The organism is Sphingomonas sp. SORGH_AS_0879, assembly GCF_030819175.1.
Classification (GTDB): domain Bacteria; phylum Pseudomonadota; class Alphaproteobacteria; order Sphingomonadales; family Sphingomonadaceae; genus Sphingomonas.
Map to the genome: position 1 here is coordinate 2782602 of NZ_JAUTBJ010000002.1, position 19789 is coordinate 2802390.

19 protein-coding genes are annotated in these 19789 nt (G+C 66.3%); 8 read left to right on the top strand and 11 right to left on the bottom strand.

Features of this window, described 5'->3' with window-relative positions:
- Window positions 1-53 precede the first annotated feature (53 nt).
- Genes QE379_RS13615 through QE379_RS13625 form a run of 3 tightly spaced genes read right to left on the bottom strand, consistent with a single transcriptional unit; the run spans window position 54 to window position 2313 of the window.
- Window positions 54-1589: a tryptophan halogenase family protein gene (locus QE379_RS13615; RefSeq protein ID WP_307003222.1), complete on the bottom strand. Its 1536-nt coding sequence runs from the start codon at window positions 1587-1589 to the stop codon at window positions 54-56.
- A gap of 5 nt (window positions 1590-1594) precedes the next feature.
- Window positions 1595-2077 (bottom strand): VapC toxin family PIN domain ribonuclease, encoded by a 483-nt coding sequence (locus QE379_RS13620; protein ID WP_307001235.1) that lies wholly within the window; start codon window positions 2075-2077, stop codon window positions 1595-1597.
- Complete coding sequence (locus QE379_RS13625) at window positions 2077-2313, bottom strand: type II toxin-antitoxin system Phd/YefM family antitoxin (protein ID WP_307001237.1); 237 nt, start codon at window positions 2311-2313, stop codon at window positions 2077-2079. The genes QE379_RS13620 and QE379_RS13625 overlap by 1 nt, the downstream gene beginning before the upstream one ends.
- Window positions 2314-2512: 199 nt before the next feature.
- Between QE379_RS13625 and QE379_RS13630 the strand changes: the two genes are divergently transcribed.
- A complete protein-coding gene (locus QE379_RS13630; protein ID WP_307001240.1) occupies window positions 2513-3874 on the top strand; it encodes a cation:proton antiporter in 1362 nt (453 codons plus the stop codon).
- 316 nt (window positions 3875-4190) lie between these two features.
- Here QE379_RS13630 and QE379_RS19615 read toward each other — a convergent pair whose 3' ends face one another.
- From QE379_RS19615 to QE379_RS13640, 3 genes are all read right to left on the bottom strand, one after another.
- Complete coding sequence (locus QE379_RS19615) at window positions 4191-4262, bottom strand: hypothetical protein (RefSeq protein WP_373461861.1); 72 nt, start codon at window positions 4260-4262, stop codon at window positions 4191-4193.
- Entirely contained in the window at window positions 4259-4723 is a 465-nt protein-coding gene (locus tag QE379_RS13635) for a hypothetical protein (RefSeq protein ID WP_307001242.1), read from the bottom strand. The genes QE379_RS19615 and QE379_RS13635 overlap by 4 nt, the downstream gene beginning before the upstream one ends.
- Window positions 4724-4855: 132 nt before the next feature.
- On the bottom strand, window positions 4856-5515 hold the full coding sequence (locus QE379_RS13640) for a PEP-CTERM sorting domain-containing protein (RefSeq protein WP_307003224.1): 660 nt from the start codon (window positions 5513-5515) through the stop codon (window positions 4856-4858).
- A gap of 255 nt (window positions 5516-5770) precedes the next feature.
- Here QE379_RS13640 and QE379_RS13645 point away from each other — a divergent pair, with 255 nt between their 5' ends.
- Window positions 5771-6406 (top strand): tetratricopeptide repeat protein, encoded by a 636-nt coding sequence (locus QE379_RS13645; RefSeq protein ID WP_307001244.1) that lies wholly within the window; start codon window positions 5771-5773, stop codon window positions 6404-6406.
- A 320-nt stretch (window positions 6407-6726) separates the two neighbouring features.
- Complete coding sequence (locus QE379_RS13650) at window positions 6727-9216, top strand: glycoside hydrolase family 9 protein (RefSeq protein ID WP_307001246.1); 2490 nt, start codon at window positions 6727-6729, stop codon at window positions 9214-9216.
- Between the two features lie 53 nt (window positions 9217-9269).
- Here the strand turns inward: QE379_RS13650 and QE379_RS13655 are convergent, their stop codons facing one another.
- Window positions 9270-11408, bottom strand: coding sequence for a TonB-dependent siderophore receptor (locus QE379_RS13655; protein WP_307001249.1), 2139 nt, complete (start codon window positions 11406-11408; stop codon window positions 9270-9272).
- Window positions 11409-11579: 171 nt separating this feature from the next.
- On the opposite strand from QE379_RS13655, the gene QE379_RS13660 reads away from it, so the two are divergent.
- The 5 genes from QE379_RS13660 (at window position 11580) to QE379_RS13680 (ending at window position 17062) form a co-directional block, all read left to right on the top strand.
- Window positions 11580-12032, top strand: a complete 453-nt coding sequence (locus tag QE379_RS13660; protein ID WP_307001252.1) for a MarR family winged helix-turn-helix transcriptional regulator — start codon at window positions 11580-11582, stop codon at window positions 12030-12032.
- Window positions 12029-13432, top strand: coding sequence for an efflux transporter outer membrane subunit (locus tag QE379_RS13665; RefSeq protein ID WP_307001254.1), 1404 nt, complete (start codon window positions 12029-12031; stop codon window positions 13430-13432). Before QE379_RS13660 ends, QE379_RS13665 begins: the two co-directional genes overlap by 4 nt.
- Window positions 13429-14622, top strand: a complete 1194-nt coding sequence (locus tag QE379_RS13670) for an efflux RND transporter periplasmic adaptor subunit (RefSeq protein WP_307001257.1) — start codon at window positions 13429-13431, stop codon at window positions 14620-14622. Before QE379_RS13665 ends, QE379_RS13670 begins: the two co-directional genes overlap by 4 nt.
- Window positions 14622-16181, top strand: coding sequence for a DHA2 family efflux MFS transporter permease subunit (locus QE379_RS13675; protein WP_307001260.1), 1560 nt, complete (start codon window positions 14622-14624; stop codon window positions 16179-16181). The genes QE379_RS13670 and QE379_RS13675 overlap by 1 nt, the downstream gene beginning before the upstream one ends.
- An 86-nt stretch (window positions 16182-16267) precedes the next feature.
- On the top strand, window positions 16268-17062 hold the full coding sequence (locus QE379_RS13680) for a ThuA domain-containing protein (RefSeq protein ID WP_307001262.1): 795 nt from the start codon (window positions 16268-16270) through the stop codon (window positions 17060-17062).
- 4 nt (window positions 17063-17066) lie between these two features.
- On the opposite strand, the gene QE379_RS13685 is transcribed toward QE379_RS13680, so the two are convergent.
- From QE379_RS13685 to fabZ, 4 genes are all read right to left on the bottom strand, one after another.
- Window positions 17067-18470 (bottom strand): L-serine ammonia-lyase, encoded by a 1404-nt coding sequence (locus QE379_RS13685; protein WP_307001264.1) that lies wholly within the window; start codon window positions 18468-18470, stop codon window positions 17067-17069.
- A gap of 33 nt (window positions 18471-18503) precedes the next feature.
- Window positions 18504-18860, bottom strand: coding sequence for a PilZ domain-containing protein (locus QE379_RS13690; RefSeq protein ID WP_307001266.1), 357 nt, complete (start codon window positions 18858-18860; stop codon window positions 18504-18506).
- 138 nt (window positions 18861-18998) lie between these two features.
- Window positions 18999-19229, bottom strand: a complete 231-nt coding sequence (gene rpmE / locus QE379_RS13695) for a 50S ribosomal protein L31 (protein WP_058717894.1) — start codon at window positions 19227-19229, stop codon at window positions 18999-19001.
- 107 nt (window positions 19230-19336) lie between these two features.
- Entirely contained in the window at window positions 19337-19789 is a 453-nt protein-coding gene (gene fabZ, locus QE379_RS13700; RefSeq protein WP_307003226.1) for a 3-hydroxyacyl-ACP dehydratase FabZ, read from the bottom strand.

A 19789-nucleotide genomic window follows, 5' to 3' on the forward strand; every position in this document is an offset into this window, starting at 1 on the left:
ACCGCCCTCACCTTTCCCGCTCACCACAGGTGGATGGGAAGGGTGAGGATGTCCTACGCCCGCATCGCCGCCACCAGATCCCCATGGCTCGGCAAATCCGCGACCGCCCGTTCCCCGAAGAGCTGGAGCTTGCGGAACAGCCGCTCCGCCTCGCCCGACACCGGCGACGACGGGCCGCCCTCATCGGCGAACCCCATGCCGTAGAGGATGTACTGATAGTTGAAATAGGCGAAGCTCTCGACATCCAGCGTGAAGTCGAACCGCCCCGGTGGCCGGTAGCGCCACTGTTCCAGCAGATCGCGCAGCCGATCGGAGATCGACGCCGCATCGCCATTGTCCCGCCAGAAGGGCTCGTCCCGGCGGCTGAGACAGTAATGGAGCTTCAGGAAATCGGTGATCGTCTGATAGCGTGCCGTCATCAGCGCGTTGAACCGCGCGGCGGGCGCGGCGACGGGACCGTGATGCGGGAAGAGCTCGGCCAGCATCGCCACCGCCGCTTCGATCAGGACGATGCCGGTCGACTCCAGCGGCTCCAGAAACCCGCCCGCCAGCCCGATCGCGACGCAATTGCCGATCCAGGGCCGCCGCCGATAACCGGGTTCGAAGGTCAGCAGACGGGGCTCGACCGCCTCCGGCTCGCTCCCCAGATGGGCGGCCAGCGTCCGCAGCGCGCGATCGTCGTCCATATGCGCGTCGGAATAGACCGTGCCGATCCCCCGCCCCTGCGCCAGCCCGATATCCCAGGTCCATCCCGCTGGATGCGCGGTGGCGACGGTCATGGTCGGCAGGCCGTCCGCCGCCCCCTCATCATAGGGCAGACGGCAGGCGAGCGCGCGGTTGGTGAACAGCTGATCCCGAACCGACACCAGTTCCTCGCCCAGCACACCACCGATCAACTCGGCCCGCTGACCGGTGCAATCGACATAGAGGTCCGCCGTCAACGCGCCGTGCCGGTCGGTCAGCACATGATCGATCGCACCGCCCTCGTCGCGCACCGCCCCGATCAACCGCCCATGCAGATGACGGACACCCAGGGCGACGCCATGCTCTGCCAGCAATTCGACCAGCCGGTGCGCGTCGAAATGATAGGCATAGCTGAGCGGCCCGTCGAACGCCCCCTCACCCACCTGCTTGGGCCCGCGCCCGGCGGCGGCGACGCGGTGCTGGATCGTCACCGCCTCGGCAAAGGGCGGGCGCGTGGCGGGGTCTTGCGCCAGCCAATGCGCGACCAGGTCGATGCCCTCCGCCTGGAAAGGCGGCTCGAACGGATGCCAATAGCGATGCCGCCCTCCGGGTGACGGGGCGTGGCGCCAGTCGTCGAACCGGATGCCCTGCTTGAAGGTCGCACCCGCCGCGCGGATGAAATGCGCTTCGTCGATCCCCAGGAAGCGCAAGGTTTGGCGCATCGTCGGGAACGCCCCCTCGCCGACGCCGATCGTGCCGATCTCCGGCGCTTCGAGCAAAGTGATGGTCACGCCGGGCCGTCCGCCCAGATAACGGGCAAGATAAGCGGCGGTCAGCCAGCCCGCCGTCCCGCCGCCCACGATCAGGATCGACCGGCCACCCTCTCCGCCCGCTTGCCCGTTCATCACGATCACATCCTCACGAACAGGTTGCGGAACCAGGGCGCCCCGCCCCGCGTCGCCTGCCGCCAGTCCTCGCCCGTGTCGTCGGCGACGAAGCCCCACGGACAGAATAGCTTGGGCCGTCCCGCCTTATAGGCCGAGACATGCCGCGTGACGAGGGTCAGGCCGTGGACGAGCGCCGTCGCCACCAGCAACGCGTCGCGCGTCGTCGCATAGCCGAGCCCGGCGGACCGCCGCACCACATCGGCATCGACCGGCAGGATCCGCCCCTCGAACGCCGGGAGGACGCGGTCGGCGATCCAGTCTCCCCCAGCCGCCGCCGCCCCTTTGCGCGAGGGCGGCACTTCGTCCTGTAGGTCGAGCAGGGAAATCGCCGACAGGAACAGTTCGTGACGGGGTACCCCGCCCGCCCACTCGACCAGCCCGGCATCCGCCGTGCCGCCGCGCGCGCCGCGCAACTCGGCGACCACCATGGCATCGAGCAGATACATCAGCGTGCCCGGCCCCAGTCGCGCGGCGACGCAGCCCCTTCGGCGAACGACGTCTCCCCGTCCGCGAGCAGATCGACGATCGACTCGCTCTGCCCGGCAAGCTGCCGGAACGCGCCGATCCCGAGCAGCACATGGGTCGGCTTGCCCCGGTCGGTGATGAACACCGGCTCGATTCGAGCGAGCCGCTTGGCGCGGCTGACATCCTGATTGAATTCGCGACTGGTGAGCGTCTTCATGGCATCTCCGGCCGGGTGAAAAGGCTGTAGATTATGTAGGTACGTACCTACCCTGTAGCATGCACAACACGATTTGCCACGAGTGCCGGGAAATCGCGCTGAAGCGCCGCCGAAATCCGGTTGCAAGATCGGCGCGATTGCCTCGCTATCCGATGGTCACGCTCGCCCATAAGAGCGTGGCGGGGGGGATCAGCACGACATGAACGACGCCATCGACAGTTTCTGGCATAGCGCAAGCGGCATCCTGTCGCCGCATGGGCCCGCCACCGCTGGAGCCGCGGCCAGCTATGCGCCGGGCGACTATAGCATCCATTTCTTCCTGCAATTGGCGGTGATCCTGTTCGCCTGCCGTATCGTCGGCTGGTTCGGCCAGCGTTTCCTGGCGCAGCCGCCGGTGGTGGGCGAGATGATCGCGGGCGTGATCCTGGGCCCGTCGCTGCTCGGGATGTTCTTCCCCGACCTTCAGGGCGCGATCTTCCCCAAGGAGACGCGAAACGTGCTTTATGCGGGCGCCCAACTGGGGGTCGCGCTTTACATGTTCCTGGTCGGCCTGACCCTGCGGCTCGACCATTTCGCATCGAAGGCGCGCTCCGCCTTGGCCGTGTCCGCGTCAGGGGTCATCGCGCCCTTTCTGATCGCGGTGGCGATCACCCCCATGCTGCTGACCGTGCCGGGACTGTTCGCGCCGGGGATCAGCCAGGCCAATGCGACATTGTTCCTGGGGGCGTGCATCGCGCTGACCGCCTTTCCGATGCTCGCGCGCATCATCAACGAGCGGGGGCTGGCCAATAGCCCGCTCGGCACCCTGTCGCTGGCGGCGGGCGCGTTCGACGATGCCGCCTCCTGGTGCGTGCTGGCGGTGGTGCTGGCGACCTTCGGCGGGGGCAGCGGGATCGCGATCCTGGCGATCGGCGGCGCGTTCCTCTATGTCGGCTCCCTCGTCCTGTTCGGTCGCCGCATCCTGGCGCCGCTGGGCCGCGCGGTCGAGGCGCGGGGCGAGATGAGCATGAACGTGCTCGCGATCACGCTGATGGCCTTCTGCACCTCCGCCTTCATCATGGACGCGATCGGCGTGCACGGCATTTTCGGTGGCTTCATCCTGGGCGTGTTCATGCCGCGCGGCCTGTTCGTCGCCGAGTTGAAGAAGAAGGTCGAGCCGCTGGCGGTCGTCCTGCTGCTGCCGATGTTCTTCACCTATTCGGGGCTGAACACGCGGATGGACATGGTCAACTCCGCCTCGCTGCTGGTGATCGCACTTGGCATCCTGGCCGCGTCGATCGCGGCGAAGTTCGGCGCCTGCTATCTGGCGGCGCGCGCGTGCGGCGAGGACAACAGGACAGCGATGGGCATCGGCGCGCTGATGAACTCGCGCGGCCTGATGGAGCTCATCATCATCAATATCGGGCTGCAAAAGGGCATTATCGGCCCGACGCTCTTCTCGATGCTGGTGCTGATGGCGATCGTCACGACGATGATGGCCAGCCCGTTGTTCGAATATGTCTATGGCCGCAAGGCGCGGCTGATGGACGAGATGGAGACGATGAAGACCGTCTCGGCGTAAGGGGTCGAGGGGGTTCGGCGTCTTCGCGCTTCCCGTTTGGCTGTTCTAGGAAAGGCACGTCTTTTTCGACCATGGTCCCCTCGCCCCTCTCTGAGGGGAGAGGGATTGAGGCGCCCTCGTGAATCTAGGCCCAGTTGACGGAGTCCGTCGCTTGCGTGTCGCGCCGAAACGATCGTCGGCAAAGACCTCCCCCCTCTGCCTGACGTGGCACAGGCCGAAAGCCCTCACACCCCGGGAACACCGCCCATGAAAAAGGGCGACCGAAGCCGCCCTTCCCCATCCGCCGGTCCGAAATGACCGGCGAGGGCCAGTTCGATCAGGCCGCCTTCTTGCGACGACGACGCAAGGCCGCGACCAGGCCGCCGATACCGGCGCCGAACAGGGTCAGCGTAGCGGGTTCGGGAACCGAGGTCGGGGCGGTGTCGAAGAACGATACATGTCCAGCTCGAACGCGGTATTGCCCGATGCGAACTTCAGGCCGCCGATCTTCTGACCCGTCAGGCTGTCCAGCGTGTAGGTGACATACTGGTTGTACTTGGGATCGTTGTAATAGCTGCCCGGCGCATTCGCGCCCGGCGAGGCGAAGTCGAGGCCGGTGATGGTCTTCAGGACATGGCCCGCCATGTCGGGCACCGACAGCGTGTTGCACGTATCGGCCGAACCGCAATAGAGGCTGACGCCATCGAAACCCTGGCCGCCGGTCTTCACCGCGGCTTCCTTGCCGCTATTGACCATCAGATACTGGGTCGTATCGCCCAGCGGCTGGCCCCAGCCATTGGCCGAGCCGGTGACCAGCGCACCGACCGCGACTCCCGCCACCGCGATCATCCTCGCGAACCCCGCCCTCATCAATCTCCCTGTTATGCCGTCAAAAACCGATCGGGTTCATGCCGGTGGAGGGTGAGAGACTGTCGTTTCGCCGCCCAATCACAGTTGCCACCGTTCCGATACGGATCATATCGACACGGGGTACTCGAAAACTCAGGCCGCCTGCCGCCGACGCCGGCGGGCCACCCCGAAAAGCCCCGCCAGACCCGCGCCGAACAAGGCGATCGAGGCCGGTTCCGGCACCGAGCTGGGCGTCGCCCCGAAGAACGAGATATCGTCCACCTCGAAGGCGAAACCTTGCGAATTGGGCGACGAGAAACGAAGGCCGCCGATCCGCTGGCCCGTGGAGGGATCGAGCGTGTAGGTGACGTACCGGTTAACGCTCGAAAATGGGCCGCCGGAGACGTCCGTCCCGCTCAGCGTGCGGATCACCTGGCCCATGGTATCCAGGATATCCAAACGGTTCTCGTTATCGATCGAACCCCAGTTCAGCGCGATGCCGCCATAGCCAAAATTCTTGTCGGCATTCAGCGTCGTCGTGGCGTTCGGCATCGTCACCAAGAACTTGGTATTGTCCCCGGCGGGCGACAGATAGGCCCAGTTCGTAACGCCCCAGGTCGAATCCGTTGCGATCTGGCCGCCCTGCAACGAAAAGCCATTGGGCAGCCCGTTATTAAAATCGACCACCGTCGATCCCGCGGGCGGCGTCGCCTGCTTGCTATAGTCATCATTGGCTACGGAAGTGACCGTTCCCGGCGCGGCCTGAGTCGACGTCGCACAAGCGAACGCTGCAACGGCCGTCAACAGGAACATCTTCACTTTCGGCATCGTCAACCCTTCGGCATTCAAAATGGAGCGTGTCATATGTTGCTCCGCTACCAACCTATATCGTTGCTGCGATCATAATCGCACCCGGTAAAAATTCCGACAATATCCCGTATATTCCTTACCTTACTTGATTTTACTCCAAGACAAGACAGGCATTCGGCGCACGGCGGGGGCCTTTACGCTATGTCAATGCGAATCGCGCGATAGGGATCGCGAACTGGAATCTGGCAGGAACGATACATGAAACGCCGCAAGCTCCTCGTCATAGCGGGCATTCTGCTCGTCTTGGTCATCCTGGCCTTCATCGCCTCGGCGCTGCTGCGGCGCCCTGCCGAAAAGCCCGCCGCCACGCCGGTCTTCGTCGAGCGCCCCACCCCCGCCGCCAATCCCACCGTGGCGCAGGCCGCCGCGAAGAAGGCGCCGACCGATGCCGCCGCGCAAAAGGGACTGGGCGACGCGCTGCTCGCCAAGCGCCGCTTCGACGAGGCCGCCACCGCCTATCGCGCATCGCTGGCGATCAATCCCAATCAGTCGACCGCCTGGTCGGCGCTGGGCGAAACGCTGATGCAGACCACCAAGTCCAATGGTGTCGGCCTGCCGACCGAAGCCGCCGAGGCGTTCCGCAAGGCGCTGGCGCTCGATCCGCGTGACGCGCGGGCGCGCTTCTATTTCGCGATGGAGAAGGATTTCAAAGGCCAGCATGACGAAGCCATGGGCGAATGGCTGCAACTGCTGCGCGAGGTTCCGGCGGGCTCGGATGCTGACGAGGCGATCCGCACCACCCTGGCGGCGTCGATCAAGCGCAACATCCAGTTGATCCGCCAGGCCGCCGACGAAGCAGGCCGGGTCCAGCCCCGGTATAAATCGGCCAACTGACGCGCTGCGTTTCCGATCCAAAGGGCGCGGACGGCCAAGGCGGTCCGCGCCCTTTTTCGTGCATCGGCCCCGTGCCCATCCCATCGACCATGTGAGCGTTACATTGTGATCGGGATCGGGAAGAACGCGCCGGTCACCACTGCATCCTAACCCAAAGCAAACACATCATTTTATCGTTGTCTAATCCGCGCCACTGGCACAGACTGCCAGCAAGCGGAGGCGGAAACCGTCCCGTTGGCGTGGCAGGACAGACCCAGCATCGACTCGATGTGACGGCCTTTCCTCCATAAGAAAATGATAGCGCTACTATAGGAGGGGTTATGCTGAAACGCTTTGGATTCGCCTTGTTGGCGTCGGCCAGTCTGATGGCGGGGGCCAGCGCCGCCCATGCCCAATCGCTGACCGTCACGCCCGCCGAAACGCTGGAAACGCAAGGGTTGACCGTGATGGTCGACCAGAACCAGTTCAGCCCGATCTTCTTCGACGAGAAGAATGCGGGCATCCAGATCGTCCTGCATGGTGAGCGGATCGCGACCGATGGCGCGGTCCGCCTGAACCCCACGCCCGAACAATGGGACCCCGTCCCCGCCTTTGTCAGCCGGACGCGCGGGAGCCAAGCCAATCAGGTGATCGTCCGCTCCACCTATAAGGACCAGGGTCTGGCCTACCGCGTCAAGGTGACCGCGGAGGGCGATGGCTTTCGCATCGCGGTCGACCTGGACCAGCCGCTGCCCGCCGCGCTGGCGGGCAAGGCGGGGTTCAACCTGGATTTCCTGCCGACCAGCTATTTCGGCAAGACCTATCTGATGGACACCGCCCCCGGCCTGTTCCCGCGCCATGCGACCGGGCCGATGGCGAAGAACGGATCGGGCGATCCCATGCCGCTGGCCTCGGGCGGCAAGTCGATCACCCTGTCGCCCGAAGACCCGCTGACCCGCGTTACCATCACCTCGGACGCGGGCGGGCTGGAACTCTACGACGCGCGCAGCCGGGCACAGAATGGCTGGTTCGTCGTCCGCTCGCTGATCGCGCCGGGCGCGAAGGAGAATGCGGTCGTCTGGCATGTCCGCCCCAATGTCGTGAAGGACTGGGTCCGCGCGCCGGTCGTCTCGTTCAACCAGGCGGGCTATACGCCGGGCCGGTCGAAGATCGCGCTGATCGAGACCGATCCTCACGGCACGCCCCCGGGCGAGGCGGAGTTGGTCAAGCTCGCCGCCGACGGTACCCGCCAGTCCGTCTTCCGCGCGGCAGTCACCCCGCGCGGCCGGTGGCTGCGCTATAACTATGCCGCCTTCGACTTCTCGCAGGTGCGCGATCCCGGTATCTACGCCATCGCCTATGGCGGCAAGGTGACGAACCCCTTCCGCATCGCCGCCGATGCCTATGACCGGATCTGGCAGACCTCGCTCGACACCTTCATCGCCGAGCAGATGGATCATGTCGGCATTCGCGAGCAGTATCGCGTCTGGTCCGCGCCCAGCCATCTCGACGATGCGCGCCAGGCCCCGCCCAACCATGTCCATTTCGACGGATACCGGATGGGGCCGAACCTCGACTCCCCCTTCAAGCCCGGCGAGCATATTCCCGGCCTGAACGTCGGCGGATTCCAGGATGCGGGCGATTACGACATCCAGACGCCGCAGAACGCCGCCGTGGTCCGCGACCTGGTCTGGGGTCGCGAACTCTACGGCCTGGACTGGGACGAGACGACGGTGGACGAGGCCGCGCGCGCGGTCGAAATCCGCAAGCCCGACGGCAAGCAGGATGCGGTCCAGCAGATCCGCCACGGCGTCCTGCAACTGCTTGCTCAATACAAGGTGTTCGGCCACGCGATCGTCGGCATCGTCGATCCGGTCCAGCGCCAATATGCCCATCTGGGTGATGCCGGGTCGCAGACCGATAATCTGACCTATGACGCCTCGCTGGGCGTGTCGGAGCGGAGCGGCGGGTCGTCCGGGGCGCAGGACGATCGCTGGGCCTTCACCACCGACCTGCCGGCCAACAACCTGGCGGTCGCGGGCGCGCTGGCGGCGGCCTCGCGCGCCCTGGCGGACAGCGACCCGACCATGGCGGCGGAGGCCTGGGACGCGGCGAAGGTGCTGTGGGGCCGGTTCCAAAAGGGGCCGATCAAGTCGGGCGACGGACGCGACGACTCCGGCACGCCCTGGTCGGCGGACGGCGCCAATGTCGGCGCGACGGTCGAAATGCTGATCACCGGCAAGGGCGACCGCGTCTATGCCGATCGCCTGCGCAAGCTGATGCCGGTGATCGCGAAGAACTTCGCCTGGGTCGGGGCCCCCGCCGTCCGCGCCATTCCCTTCATGGACGCCAGATATCGCGCCGCACTCGTGCCGCTGGTCCGCCAGGCCAAGGCGAAGATGGATGCGGAGGCCGCCAAGAACCCCTTCGGCGTGCCGATCGCCGAGGGTAGCTGGGCCGGATCGCATCAGGTCGTGGAGTTCGGCTCGACCGCCTTCCTGATGCACAAGGCCTTTCCAGAGATCGTCGGCACCGACTATACGCTGAACGCGATCGACTATGTGCTGGGGCGGCACCCGGCCAACAATCTGTCGCTGGTCTCGACGGTCGGCGCCGCGTCGAAGCTGATCGGCTATGGCCATAACCGCGCCGATTACGGCTTCATTCCGGGCGGCCTGGTTCCGGGCGTGCTGATCGTGAAGCCGGACTTTCCCGAGTTGAAGACCGACTGGCCGTTCTTGTGGTTCGAGAATGAATATACGGTCGCGACCACCTCGGCCTATATCCTCGCCGCCAATGCCGCGATCGAGGCGACGAAGGAAACGCTTTGAACGATCGATGAGCAAAACCCCTCCCCCAGCGGGGAGGGGCAGATTGTCCGGCCTCAATAATCGAAGCGCAGGGTCGCCAGGATACTGCGCGGCGCGGCATAGAAGGCCTGGCCGTATTTCAGCGTCCCCAGATACTTGGCATTGGTCACGTTGCGCAGGTTCACGCTGGCGCGGACATGGTCGATCAGGCGGATGCTGCCCAGCAGGTCCAGCGTGGCATAGGCGTCCTGCACCACCGGGATCGCCTGCCCCGCCGCCGTCACCGCGCCGCTGTCGTTGCTGATCCGGCTCTGATAGCGGAACTGGCCGCCCAGCTTCAGGTCGTTCAACGGCGCGATGCTATAGGTCGCGGCAAGCTTGAACGTGTCGCGCGGGATGAAGGGACGCGCGCGGGCGCCGTCGCCATCCTCGACCTGAAGATGGGTGAAGCCGCCCGACAGCAACCAGCGATCGGTCATCCGACCCGCCACCTCGACCTCGAACCCCTTCGAGACGCTGTCCTGCCCGATATAATAGTTGACGCCGACCGGCCCGTTGGTTCCGTCGAACGCACCCGCATAGAGGGCCAGCCCCTTCTGCTCCGCCCGGAACAGCGCCGCCGAGCCATAGAGCCGACCGCCAAGCCACTCGCCTTTCAACCCGGCCTCGATACTCGATCCGCGCGCGGGGTCCAGGCGGGTGTTGGTGATGTCGACTTGGCTCTGCGGATTGAAGATGCCGGTATAGCTGGCATAGGCGGTGACATGATCCGTCAGGTCGTACAGCGCGCCCAGATAGGGCGTGACGCGGCTGTTCCGCCGGGTCTGGTCGACGCCGTAAGACTCGCCCGAGCTGCGCAGCCAGATCGCCGTCGCGCCGACCACGCCCTTCAGCCGGTCGGTCAGGTTCAGGTGCATCGCACCGTAAGCGCGGGTCAGCCGGTCCTGCGTATCCGCCTGCTGGATCATCGGGTCATATCCCACCTGCGGCGCGCGGAAATTGGGCAGGTTGCGGATATCGCCATAGTCGACGAACGCCTGCCCGTTCCCGGCATATTGCTCGCCATCGGAACGGCCGGTCGACACGCCGAACGCCAATTGATGATCGCGCCCGAACAGCGAGACACCGCCCGAGGCGTAACCGTCGAACAGCAACTGGTCGTAGTTCGAATCGTAGCGCCCGGTCTGCCCCTGCATACCCAATCCGGTCGTCCGGTCGGGCAGACCGAAGGCATAGAGCAGCCGCGCACTTTCTTCCCAACGCCGATAGGTCACGACGCCGCGCACCGCCCAGTCGCCGAACGGCTTCCACGCCAGTTCGCCGAACGCGGTCTGGTCGAGGACATTCCAATAGGTCCAGTCCGCCGAGGTCGAGGCCGAGCGCGCATAATCGATCCGCGTCCCGTCTTTATAGGTCAGCGGCAACGCGCCCCACAGCACCCCGCGCGAGCGATTGTCCTGCCGCGAATAGCCGAGCGTCGCGGTCAGGGCGGGCGTCACGTCCCAGGCCAGCAGCCCGGCCACCACGTCGCGATTGACGTGATTATAGTCCAGATAGCTGTCCCGCTCCTCATGCGCCCCGACCGTGCGTATCCGGAGCGACCCGTCGCCGGTCAACGGACCGGAGACGTCGCCCTCCAGACGCCACATGCCGAACGAGCCGAGATAGGCCGAGCCATTGGCCTGGAAGCTCTTCGTTGGGCGCTTGCGCAGGAAGTTGATCGTCGCCGACGGATTGCCGACACCGGTCATGATCGCATTCGCGCCGCGCACCGCCTCGACCCGATCGAACAGGATCGTATCGAGATCGCCCGTCTGGATGTTGTAGAACATCGGCAGGCCGATGCCGTCGACCTGGAAATTGGTGACGTCGAACCCGCGCGAGTTGAACTCGGTCCGGTCGGTCTCGGTCCGCTCGACATTGATGCCGACCGTCTGGGTCAGCAGGTCCTGGACGTTGGTCAGTGCGAAGTCGTCGATCCGCTGGCGGTCGATCACCGTCACCGACTGCGGCGTCTCGCGCAGCGACAGCGCCAGCCCGGTCGGCGACGCGCTTTCCTGATCCCCCGCCAGTGCCGCGCGGGCACCCGTGACGATCACGTCGTCGGCGCGCTGCGGATCGGCGGCGGGTGTCGTCTCGGCGGCAAGGGCCGGTCCACCCCAGACCAGCGACGCGACGCCCACCGACAAGGCCGCCGTCAGCCTGCGCTTCATAATTCCTCCGAGGAAACAGGATACCCGTCCGGGCATATTCACCCTGCCCCTAGTAAGAAGAATAATGATAATCAATCGCATATTTTCTCAAGCATTTGTGAAGCGATGACATTTTCGTCATGACCAAGGGACGATATTGACTGCCTAGGCAATCATTGCCATGGCAGCGAAATGACTTCGAATACGCCCGATTCCTTCGACCCCGAACGCTCGGTCGGTTATCTGACCAAGCGGGTGTTCCAGCTTGCCCGTATCGGCATGGAACCGATCTTCGCCGATGAGGAGGTCACCCATGTCCAGTGGAGCGCAATGATGGCGCTGCATCACGGCCTGGGCGGCACCGCCGCCGAGCTGTCGCGCCATCTGTGCCACGACACCGGGGCGACGACCCGGATTCTCGACACGCTGGAGGAGCGCGGCCTGATCGAACGCTCGCGCAGCACGACGGATCGTCGCGTGGTTCGGCTGTCGCTGACGGATCGGGGGCGGGTCATCACCGATCGGTGCAAGGTCAAGGTGCTGGCCCATTGGGACGAATGGCTCGCCGACTGGTCGGGCGAGGATGTCGCGCGCTTCGTCGGATATCTGGTCCGCCTGCGCAACAAGCTGGAGACGGTGGCATGAAGCGGTTCGCATTTCTGACCGGGTTGCTGCTCGCGGGCTGTTCGGTGCCCCGAGCGCATCCCGCCGTGACGCAGACCCCGCCGGAGAAGCTGGGCCTGGGGACCGCGCAGGCGCCGCTGGTCGCCGCCGATTGGTGGCGGGGGCTGGGCGATCCGCAACTCGACCGGATCGTCGGCGATGCCCTGTCGGGCAATCCCTCGCTCGACGTCGCGCTCGCGCGGCTGCGGCAGGCGGAGACGGTTCTCGCCACCCGCCGCGCCGATAACGGCCCCTCGGTCTCGCTCGACGCGCAGGAGCAATATAGCCGGATTTCGGGCCGCTACACGATCCCGCCGCCCTTTGCGGGCACGACCCAGTGGCTGGGTCAGGCACAGGCCAATTTGAACTGGACGATCGACCTGTTCGGGCGACAGGCGGCGGCGATCGAAGCGGCGCGCGCCTCCACCCGCGCGGCGGCGCTGGACGTGACGGCGGCACGCCTCGCGCTGGCCGGCTCGGTCGCGCAGACCTATGTCGAACTGGCCCGGGCCGAGCGGCAGGCGGCGATCGCCCGCCAGACGATCGACACCCGCACCCGCTCGCTCGCGCTGATCCAGTCGCGCATCCGCCACCAGCTCGCCAGCCAGCTCGATGCGTCGAGCGGCCAGACATTGCTCGCCCAGGCGCGGGTCGCCCTGGCGCGGGCGGAGGCGCAGGCGGCGCTCTCACGCAACGCGCTGGCGGCGCTGGCCGGGCGCGGGCTGGACTATCCGGCGACGATCGCACCGACGCGGATCACCTTCGATACCGCGCTGCCCATGCCCGCGACGGTGCCCGCCGACCTGTTGTCGCGGCGGCCCGATATCGCCGCGTCGCTTGCCCGGATCGACGCGGCCAGCGCCGGACAGGAGGTCGCCCGCAAGGCGTTCCTGCCCAATATCAACCTGATGGCGCTGGCGGGCTTCCAGGCGGTGGGTCTGGGTAATCTGTTCACCGCCGATGCGGGAACGGCGGGGGCTGGCCCCGCCATCCATCTGCCGATCTTCGACAGCGGGCGGCTCCGGGCCGGACTGGCCGGGGCGACCGCCGCGCTCGACCTGGCGACCGCCGACTATAACGACCGCATCGTCGGCGCGGTACGCGAGGCCGCCGATGCGGTGACGCGCAGCACGACCCTGGCGACCGAGCGTGCCCGCCAGCGCGAGGTCGTGCGCGGCCTGTCCGAGACCCGCCGCCTCAACGCGATTCGGGTATCGAGCGGGCTGCAATCGCAACTTGGCCTGATCGATCCCGACATCCGCCAGCTGGAGGCGGACCAGGCCGACGCCAATCTCGCCGCCGATGCGGTCCAGGCGCGCATCGCGCTGGCCGTCGCCCTGGGCGGTGGTTTCTCCTCTTCCTCGCAAGGTATCACGCAATGAGCGACACCGAAGCCGCCGCCCCTACCCCCGCCCCCTCGGCCGCCCCTACGACCCAGTCGCCGACGGGTGGCAAGCCCAAGGCGCGCAGGATGGGCCTGACCATCCTCGTGATCGTCGTGGTCGTCGCCGCGATCGTCTGGGCCGTGTTCCACTTCCTGCTCGCCAAGCCGGAGGAGGAAACCGACGACGCCTATGTCGCCGGGGACGTGGTGGCGATCACCGCGCGCGATCCGGGCACGGTCCTGGCCATCCATGCCGACAATACCCAGACGGTGAAGGCGGGCGCGCCACTGCTCGACCTCGATCCCGCGACCGCCGATGTGGGGCTGGCCTCCGCCGCCGCCGAACTGGCGCGCGCCGTGCGCTCGACCCGCGCCGACTTCACCAAGGTCAATCAGAGCGGCGCGGCGATCGTCCAGGCGCAGGCCGAACTGGCCCGCGCACGCGACGACTATGCCCGCCGTCGCGGTGCCGCCGCCGAGGGCGCGGTGTCGGGCGAGGAACTGTCCCACGCCGCCGATGCGGTGAAGGTCGCCACCGCCAATCTGAACCTCGCCCGCGCCCAGGCGGCACAGACGCGCACCACCGTGCAGGGTACCGAGGTCGGCACCAACCCCGCCGTGATGGCCGCGATCGCCGCCTATCGCCGCGCCGCGATCGCCCGCAACCATATGCACGTCATCGCGCCGATCACCGGCGTGGTAGCCCAGCGCACCGTGCAGGTGGGACAGCAGGTCGCGGCGGGCACGCCCCTGATGGCGGTCGTCCCGCTCGACCGCCTGTGGGTCGACGCCAATTTCCGCGAGACCCAGCTCAAGGACCTTCGCATCGGCCAGCCCGCGACGATCGTCGCCGACATGTATGGCGGCAAGATCGTCTATCACGGCAAGGTCATCGGTCTGGGCGCGGGCAGCGGCAACGCCTTTGCCCTCCTGCCGCCGCAGAACGCCAGCGGCAACTGGATCAAGATCGTCCAGCGCGTGCCGGTACGTATCGGCCTGAACGCGAATGAGCTGCGCCAGAACCCCTTGCGCGTCGGCCTGTCGGCGACGGTGACCGTGGACACCGCCGATCAGCGCGGGCCCCGGATCGGCACCGCCGCCACCCAGGCCTATCGCACGCCCGCGACCGACGCCAACGACCCGGCGGTCGAGGTCCGGATCGCGCAGATCATCGCGGCCAATCGCTGATGGCCGGGGCCCCTTCTCACGCGGGTGCGGGGGATGGCCCCGCCCCGCTGAAAGGTCCGGCGCTGGCGCTCGTCGCCTTCGCGCTGGCCCTGGGCACCTTCATGCAGGTGCTCGATACGACCATCGCCAATGTGTCGCTGCCCACCATCGCGGGCAATCTGGGCGTCAGTTCGGACAATTCGACCTGGGTCGTCACCGCCTTCGCCGTGGCGAACGGCGTGGCGGTGCCGCTGACCGGCTGGCTGATGGGCAAGTTCGGGGTGGTGCGCACCTTCTGCGTGTCGGTGCTGCTGTTCACCATCGCCTCCTTCCTGTGCGGCATCGCGTGGAACCTGTCCTCGCTGATCGGCTTCCGCGTGCTTCAGGGTGCGGTGTCGGGGCCGATGATCCCGGGCAGCCAGGCGCTGCTCATCTCGATCTTCCCGCCGCAAAAGCGCTCCACCGCCCTCGGCATCTGGTCGATGACGACGCTGGTCGCGCCGATCATGGGGCCGATCCTGGGCGGCTACATCTCCGACAATTATCACTGGAGCTGGATATTCCTGATCAACGTGCCGGTCGGTCTGTTCTGTGCAGGGATATGCTGGCGCGGGCTGTCCGCCCGAGAGACGCCGACCCGCAACCTGCCGATCGACAAGGTAGGCCTGATCATGCTGGTCGTCTGGGTCGGCGCGCTTCAGATGATGCTCGACCTGGGCAAGAATGACGACTGGTTCCATTCGACCCGGATCGTCGTAATGACGGTAATCGCGATCGTCGGCTTCGTCGCCTGGCTGATCTGGGAGTTGACCGACGCCAATCCGGCGGTCGACCTGTCGCTGTTCAAGGGGCGCAATTTCAGCATCGGGACGCTGGCCTTCTGCTTGGGCTATGCGGTGTTCTTCGCCAACACGCTGCTGCTGCCGCTCTGGCTCCAGACGCAGCTTGGCTATACCGCGACCTGGGCGGGTCTGGTGGCGGCGCCCAGCGGGGCGGTCGCCGTCGTGCTGACCCCGATCGTCGCGCGGCTGTCGGGCAAGGTCGATGCGCGGGTGATGGCGACGATCGCCTTCGCGGCGTTCGGCGTCTCCTATTGGATGCGCTCCGGGCTCAATACCCAGGCGAGCTTCGGTGACTTCGTCCTGCCCCTGATGGTGCAGGGGATCGCGATGAGCACCTTCTTCCTCGCGATGCTGACCATCGCACTGGACGGGGTGCCGCCCGCACGCATCCCCTCGGCCACCGGCATCTCAAACTTCGCGCGCATCACGGCGGGCAGCTTCGCCGCCTCGCTGACCACGACCATGTGGGACCGGCGCGAGGCGATGCACCAGGCGCATCTGTCCGAGGCGATCGGACAGGGCCCGGTGTGGCAGATGGCGAAGAACGGCCTCGGCCATCTCGGCATGACCGACGTCCAGGCCGCCGCCGCCGTCACGCGGCAGATGGTCGGACAGGCCTATCTGCTGGCCTCGACCGACATTTTCTATGTCTCGGCCTGGCTCTGCATCGTGCTGGCGGCGCTGACCTGGTTCACCAGACGGCCCAAGCCGCATGACGGCCCCATTGCGGCGGATTGATCACTCATTCCTCCCCTGCAAAGGCAGGGGAGGAATGCATTGCCCTTCACCGACATCTTGCTACCCTCTGGAAAAACGGGAGAGGGATGATGTTGAAAACGCTGGCAATGATGGCGATGATCGCGGTGGCGCAGGCCCCGTCCGACCCGCATCTTCCGGGCAAGACCGTGGACAGCGTCGCCCCCACCCTGCCCGCCGGGATCACGCGCGGGGTGCTGATCGTCTCCAAGACCAATGGCTGGCGGCATATCGAGCATATCCCGCATTCCAATATCGTCCTGGCCGACATCGCCAAGCGGCTCGGCCGCCCCAGCTTCACGACCGAGAATGCCGCCGTCTTCAACGACGAGCAACTGTCGCGTTTCTCCGTCATCGTCCTGAACAGCGCCAGCGGCGACTTCCTGACGCCGGACCAGCAGGCGGCCTTCGCCCGGTTCGTGGCGAAAGGCGGCGGTGTGGTCGCGCTCCATGCGGCGGGCGACGACAGCCATAAGGAGCCGTGGTATGCCGACACGATCATCGGCACGACCTTTATCGGCCACCCGAACGGCGAGGATCACATCCAGTCCGCCCGCGTCATCGCCACCGCACCGCGCCATCCGATCCTGGCGGGGGTCCGCATGCCCTGGGTCGCGCGCGACGAATGGTACAGCTTCAGCGGCAATCCCGCCACGCGCGGCATGACCGTGCTCGCAGAAGTCGATGAGGCGAGCTATCGCCCCGGCGACACGCTGCGCATGGGCACCCATCCCGTCATGTGGATCAATCCGCGCGCCAAGGGCCGGGTCTTCTACTCCGCGCTGGGGCATGAGCCGCAACTCTATGGCGACCCCGCCTATCGCCGCATCCTGACCAACGCGATCCGCTGGGCGGCGCGCTAGGCGCTCAGCATTCGACGACGTTGACCGCCAGGCCGCCCAGGCTGGTTTCCTTATATTGCGACTTCATGTCCTCGCCGGTCTGGCGCATCGTCTCGATCACCTGATCCAGGCTGACGATGTGCCGCCCGTCGCCGTGGAGCGCCAGATAGGCGGCGTTGATCGCCTTGATCGCCCCCATGGTGTTGCGCTCGATACAGGGGATCTGGACCAGCCCGCCGATCGGGTCGCAGGTCAGGCCCAGATTATGCTCCATGCCGATCTCGGCGGCATTTTCGACCTGCGCCGGATTGCCGCCCAGTGCCGCCGCCAGCCCCGCCGCAGCCATCGAACAGGCCACGCCGACCTCACCCTGACAGCCCATTTCCGCCGCCGAAATGGACGCCCGCTTCTTGTAGAGCATTCCCACCGCCGCCGCCGTCAGCAACAGCGTGCGCACCCCGTCGCGCGTCGCGCCGTGAACGAAGGTTTCGTAATAGCGCAGCACCGCCGGGATCACCCCCGCCGCGCCGTTGGTGGGGGCGGTGACGACACGGCCGCCCGCCGCATTCTCCTCGTTCACCGCCAGCGCCCAGAGGCTGACCCATTCGAACACCAGGCTGGGATCGGATCGCGGCCCCCGTTCGAGCAACTTCTGCTTGATCGCCTGGGCACGACGCTGAACCTTCAGGCCGCCGGGCAATATGCCCGATGCGGCACAGCCCCGCTCGATCGCGCCGCACATCGCATCTCGCACCCGATCGAGAAACGCGTCCGTCTCAGCGTCCGCGCGCCACGCCGCCTCGTTCGTGCGGACGATCTGGGCGATAGACAGGCCGGTTTCCACCGTGCGCTCCAGCAGTTCCGCGCCCGAGGCGAAGGGATGCGCCAGCCGCCGGTTGGACCGCATCGGCTCGGCGCCCTCCATTCGGATCGCCCCGCCACCGATCGAATAGAAACGCCGCACCACCGCGCTGCCGTCAGCCAGAAAGGCGGTGAAGACCATGCCGTTGGGGTGCGCGGGCAGGAAACCCGGGCGGAACAGCAGGTCGGTCTCATAGTCGAAGGCCATGGGATGCCGCCCATCCAGCGCAATCTCCCCCGACCGCGCGATATCCGCCAACAGGCCTTCGATCGCATCGGGGTCGACCGTCTCCGGCGTTTCCCCCGCCAGCCCGAGCAGGACCGCCCGGTCGCTATGATGTCCCCGCCCGGTCAGCGAGAGCGAGCCGAACAGTTCCGCCTGTACGCGGTGCGGGATCAGGCCGGTGTCGAGCATCTCGGCGGCAAAGGCCTTGGCCGCGCGCATCGGTCCCACGGTATGCGAGCTGGACGGGCCGATACCGATGGTGAACAACTCGGTCACGCTGACGGCGGCAACGCTGTCTTCGCCACGCGGCAAGGCGATCACGGGGGTGGCGGACAGGGTCAAGATCGTTCCAATTGTTACGGCTTTACCCGTTGACTAGCCCAACTCCCTGCGGCTGGCCAGCCACGCCTTTGCAATCTCCCAATTCTGCGACGACAGCTGATCCAGCAATTCGGGGGACAGCGGTCGACGGAACCGGCACCGGGCGGAAAAATCGGATGCGGACACGACCCGCGCCATGACCCCACCGGTATCCGGCAGATACAGACGGATGACCGATCCCAGGACAAGCGGAATATAGGTCTGAAGCTGAACGCCTTCGCGCGATAGCTGCAACACCTTGCACAGCGCCCTTGCGAGGCCGTCGGTCGCGGGCTCCGCCGCCGTTGCCGTCGCGTCCATCGAACGACGACGGCGTCTGAAGGTGACGGTCTCGAACTCGGCGGCGAACATCCGGTAAAGGCTATGGATTGCTGGTTAAGGAAGGGTTTAGGATGGCCCTTCCGACCCTTTGCGGCACGCATGAAAAAACCCGGCGCCTCCAGAGGAGGCACCGGGTCCTTTCCGCATTCGCTCCAAAGAGCGACGCGATTACTTGCGGAGCGTGAGACCGCCGCCGAAACGCTTGTTGAAGCGCGCGACCTGACCGCCGGTGTCCAGCAGCGAGCCACGGCCGCCGGTCCACGCCGGATGCGCCAGCGGATCGATGTCCAGTTGCATCGTGTCGCCTTCCTTGCCCCAGGTGGAGCGGGTTTCGAACACGGTGCCGTCGGTCATCTGCACCTTGATCATGTGATAGTCGGGATGCGTATCGGTCTTCATGATATTGCTCCGGAAATGGCTGGTTCCGACCAGCCTGAAAGCGGGAAGCGCGGCCCATAGCGGACCGCGCTCCCTTAGTCAAAGTACGAACCCGTTAGAGCGCGCCGTCAGGCGGCCTTGGGCGGATCGGCGATCATCGCGGTGAAGTTCGCCTCGGCGACGGTCATACCGTCGATCTTGGCGACACCGGCGAACTTGCAGACGCTCGACCGCTTCTGGACGAATTCGACCTCCAGATGGAGCAGGACGCCGGGTTCCACGGGCTTGCGGAACTTGGCGCCGTCGATCGCCATGAAATAGACGAGCTTGCCCGAACCGGCGAGGCCCAGGCTCTCCACCGCCAGGACACCGGCGGCCTGCGCCAGCGCCTCGACGATCAGGACGCCCGGCATGATCGGACGACCGGGAAAATGCCCCTGGAAGAAGCCTTCGTTGATCGTCACCGCCTTCACCGCACGGATCGACGTGTCGAGGACCAGTTCCTCGACACGATCGACCAGCAGCATCGGATAGCGGTGCGGCAGGGCCGCCATGACCCGCCCGATATCGAGCGGGCCCAT

What these genes read in the sequence shown, in the direction of transcription:
- QE379_RS13615 (WP_307003222.1), bottom strand. Translation starts at nt 1,589, where the DNA reads ATGAACGGGCAAGCGGGCGGAGAGGGTGGCCGGTCGATCCTGATCGTG.
- QE379_RS13620 (WP_307001235.1), bottom strand. Translation starts at nt 2,077, where the DNA reads ATGTATCTGCTCGATGCCATGGTGGTCGCCGAGTTGCGCGGCGCGCGC.
- QE379_RS13625 (WP_307001237.1), bottom strand. Translation starts at nt 2,313, where the DNA reads ATGAAGACGCTCACCAGTCGCGAATTCAATCAGGATGTCAGCCGCGCC.
- QE379_RS13630 (WP_307001240.1), top strand. Translation starts at nt 2,513, where the DNA reads ATGAACGACGCCATCGACAGTTTCTGGCATAGCGCAAGCGGCATCCTG.
- QE379_RS13635 (WP_307001242.1), bottom strand. Translation starts at nt 4,723, where the DNA reads ATGAGGGCGGGGTTCGCGAGGATGATCGCGGTGGCGGGAGTCGCGGTC.
- QE379_RS13640 (WP_307003224.1), bottom strand. Translation starts at nt 5,515, where the DNA reads ATGTTCCTGTTGACGGCCGTTGCAGCGTTCGCTTGTGCGACGTCGACT.
- QE379_RS13645 (WP_307001244.1), top strand. Translation starts at nt 5,771, where the DNA reads ATGAAACGCCGCAAGCTCCTCGTCATAGCGGGCATTCTGCTCGTCTTG.
- QE379_RS13650 (WP_307001246.1), top strand. Translation starts at nt 6,727, where the DNA reads ATGCTGAAACGCTTTGGATTCGCCTTGTTGGCGTCGGCCAGTCTGATG.
- QE379_RS13655 (WP_307001249.1), bottom strand. Translation starts at nt 11,408, where the DNA reads ATGAAGCGCAGGCTGACGGCGGCCTTGTCGGTGGGCGTCGCGTCGCTG.
- QE379_RS13660 (WP_307001252.1), top strand. Translation starts at nt 11,580, where the DNA reads ATGACTTCGAATACGCCCGATTCCTTCGACCCCGAACGCTCGGTCGGT.
- QE379_RS13665 (WP_307001254.1), top strand. Translation starts at nt 12,029, where the DNA reads ATGAAGCGGTTCGCATTTCTGACCGGGTTGCTGCTCGCGGGCTGTTCG.
- QE379_RS13670 (WP_307001257.1), top strand. Translation starts at nt 13,429, where the DNA reads ATGAGCGACACCGAAGCCGCCGCCCCTACCCCCGCCCCCTCGGCCGCC.
- QE379_RS13675 (WP_307001260.1), top strand. Translation starts at nt 14,622, where the DNA reads ATGGCCGGGGCCCCTTCTCACGCGGGTGCGGGGGATGGCCCCGCCCCG.
- QE379_RS13680 (WP_307001262.1), top strand. Translation starts at nt 16,268, where the DNA reads ATGATGTTGAAAACGCTGGCAATGATGGCGATGATCGCGGTGGCGCAG.
- QE379_RS13690 (WP_307001266.1), bottom strand. Translation starts at nt 18,860, where the DNA reads ATGTTCGCCGCCGAGTTCGAGACCGTCACCTTCAGACGCCGTCGTCGT.
- rpmE (WP_058717894.1), bottom strand. Translation starts at nt 19,229, where the DNA reads ATGAAGACCGATACGCATCCCGACTATCACATGATCAAGGTGCAGATG.
- fabZ (WP_307003226.1), bottom strand. Translation starts at nt 19,789, where the DNA reads ATGGGCCCGCTCGATATCGGGCGGGTCATGGCGGCCCTGCCGCACCGC.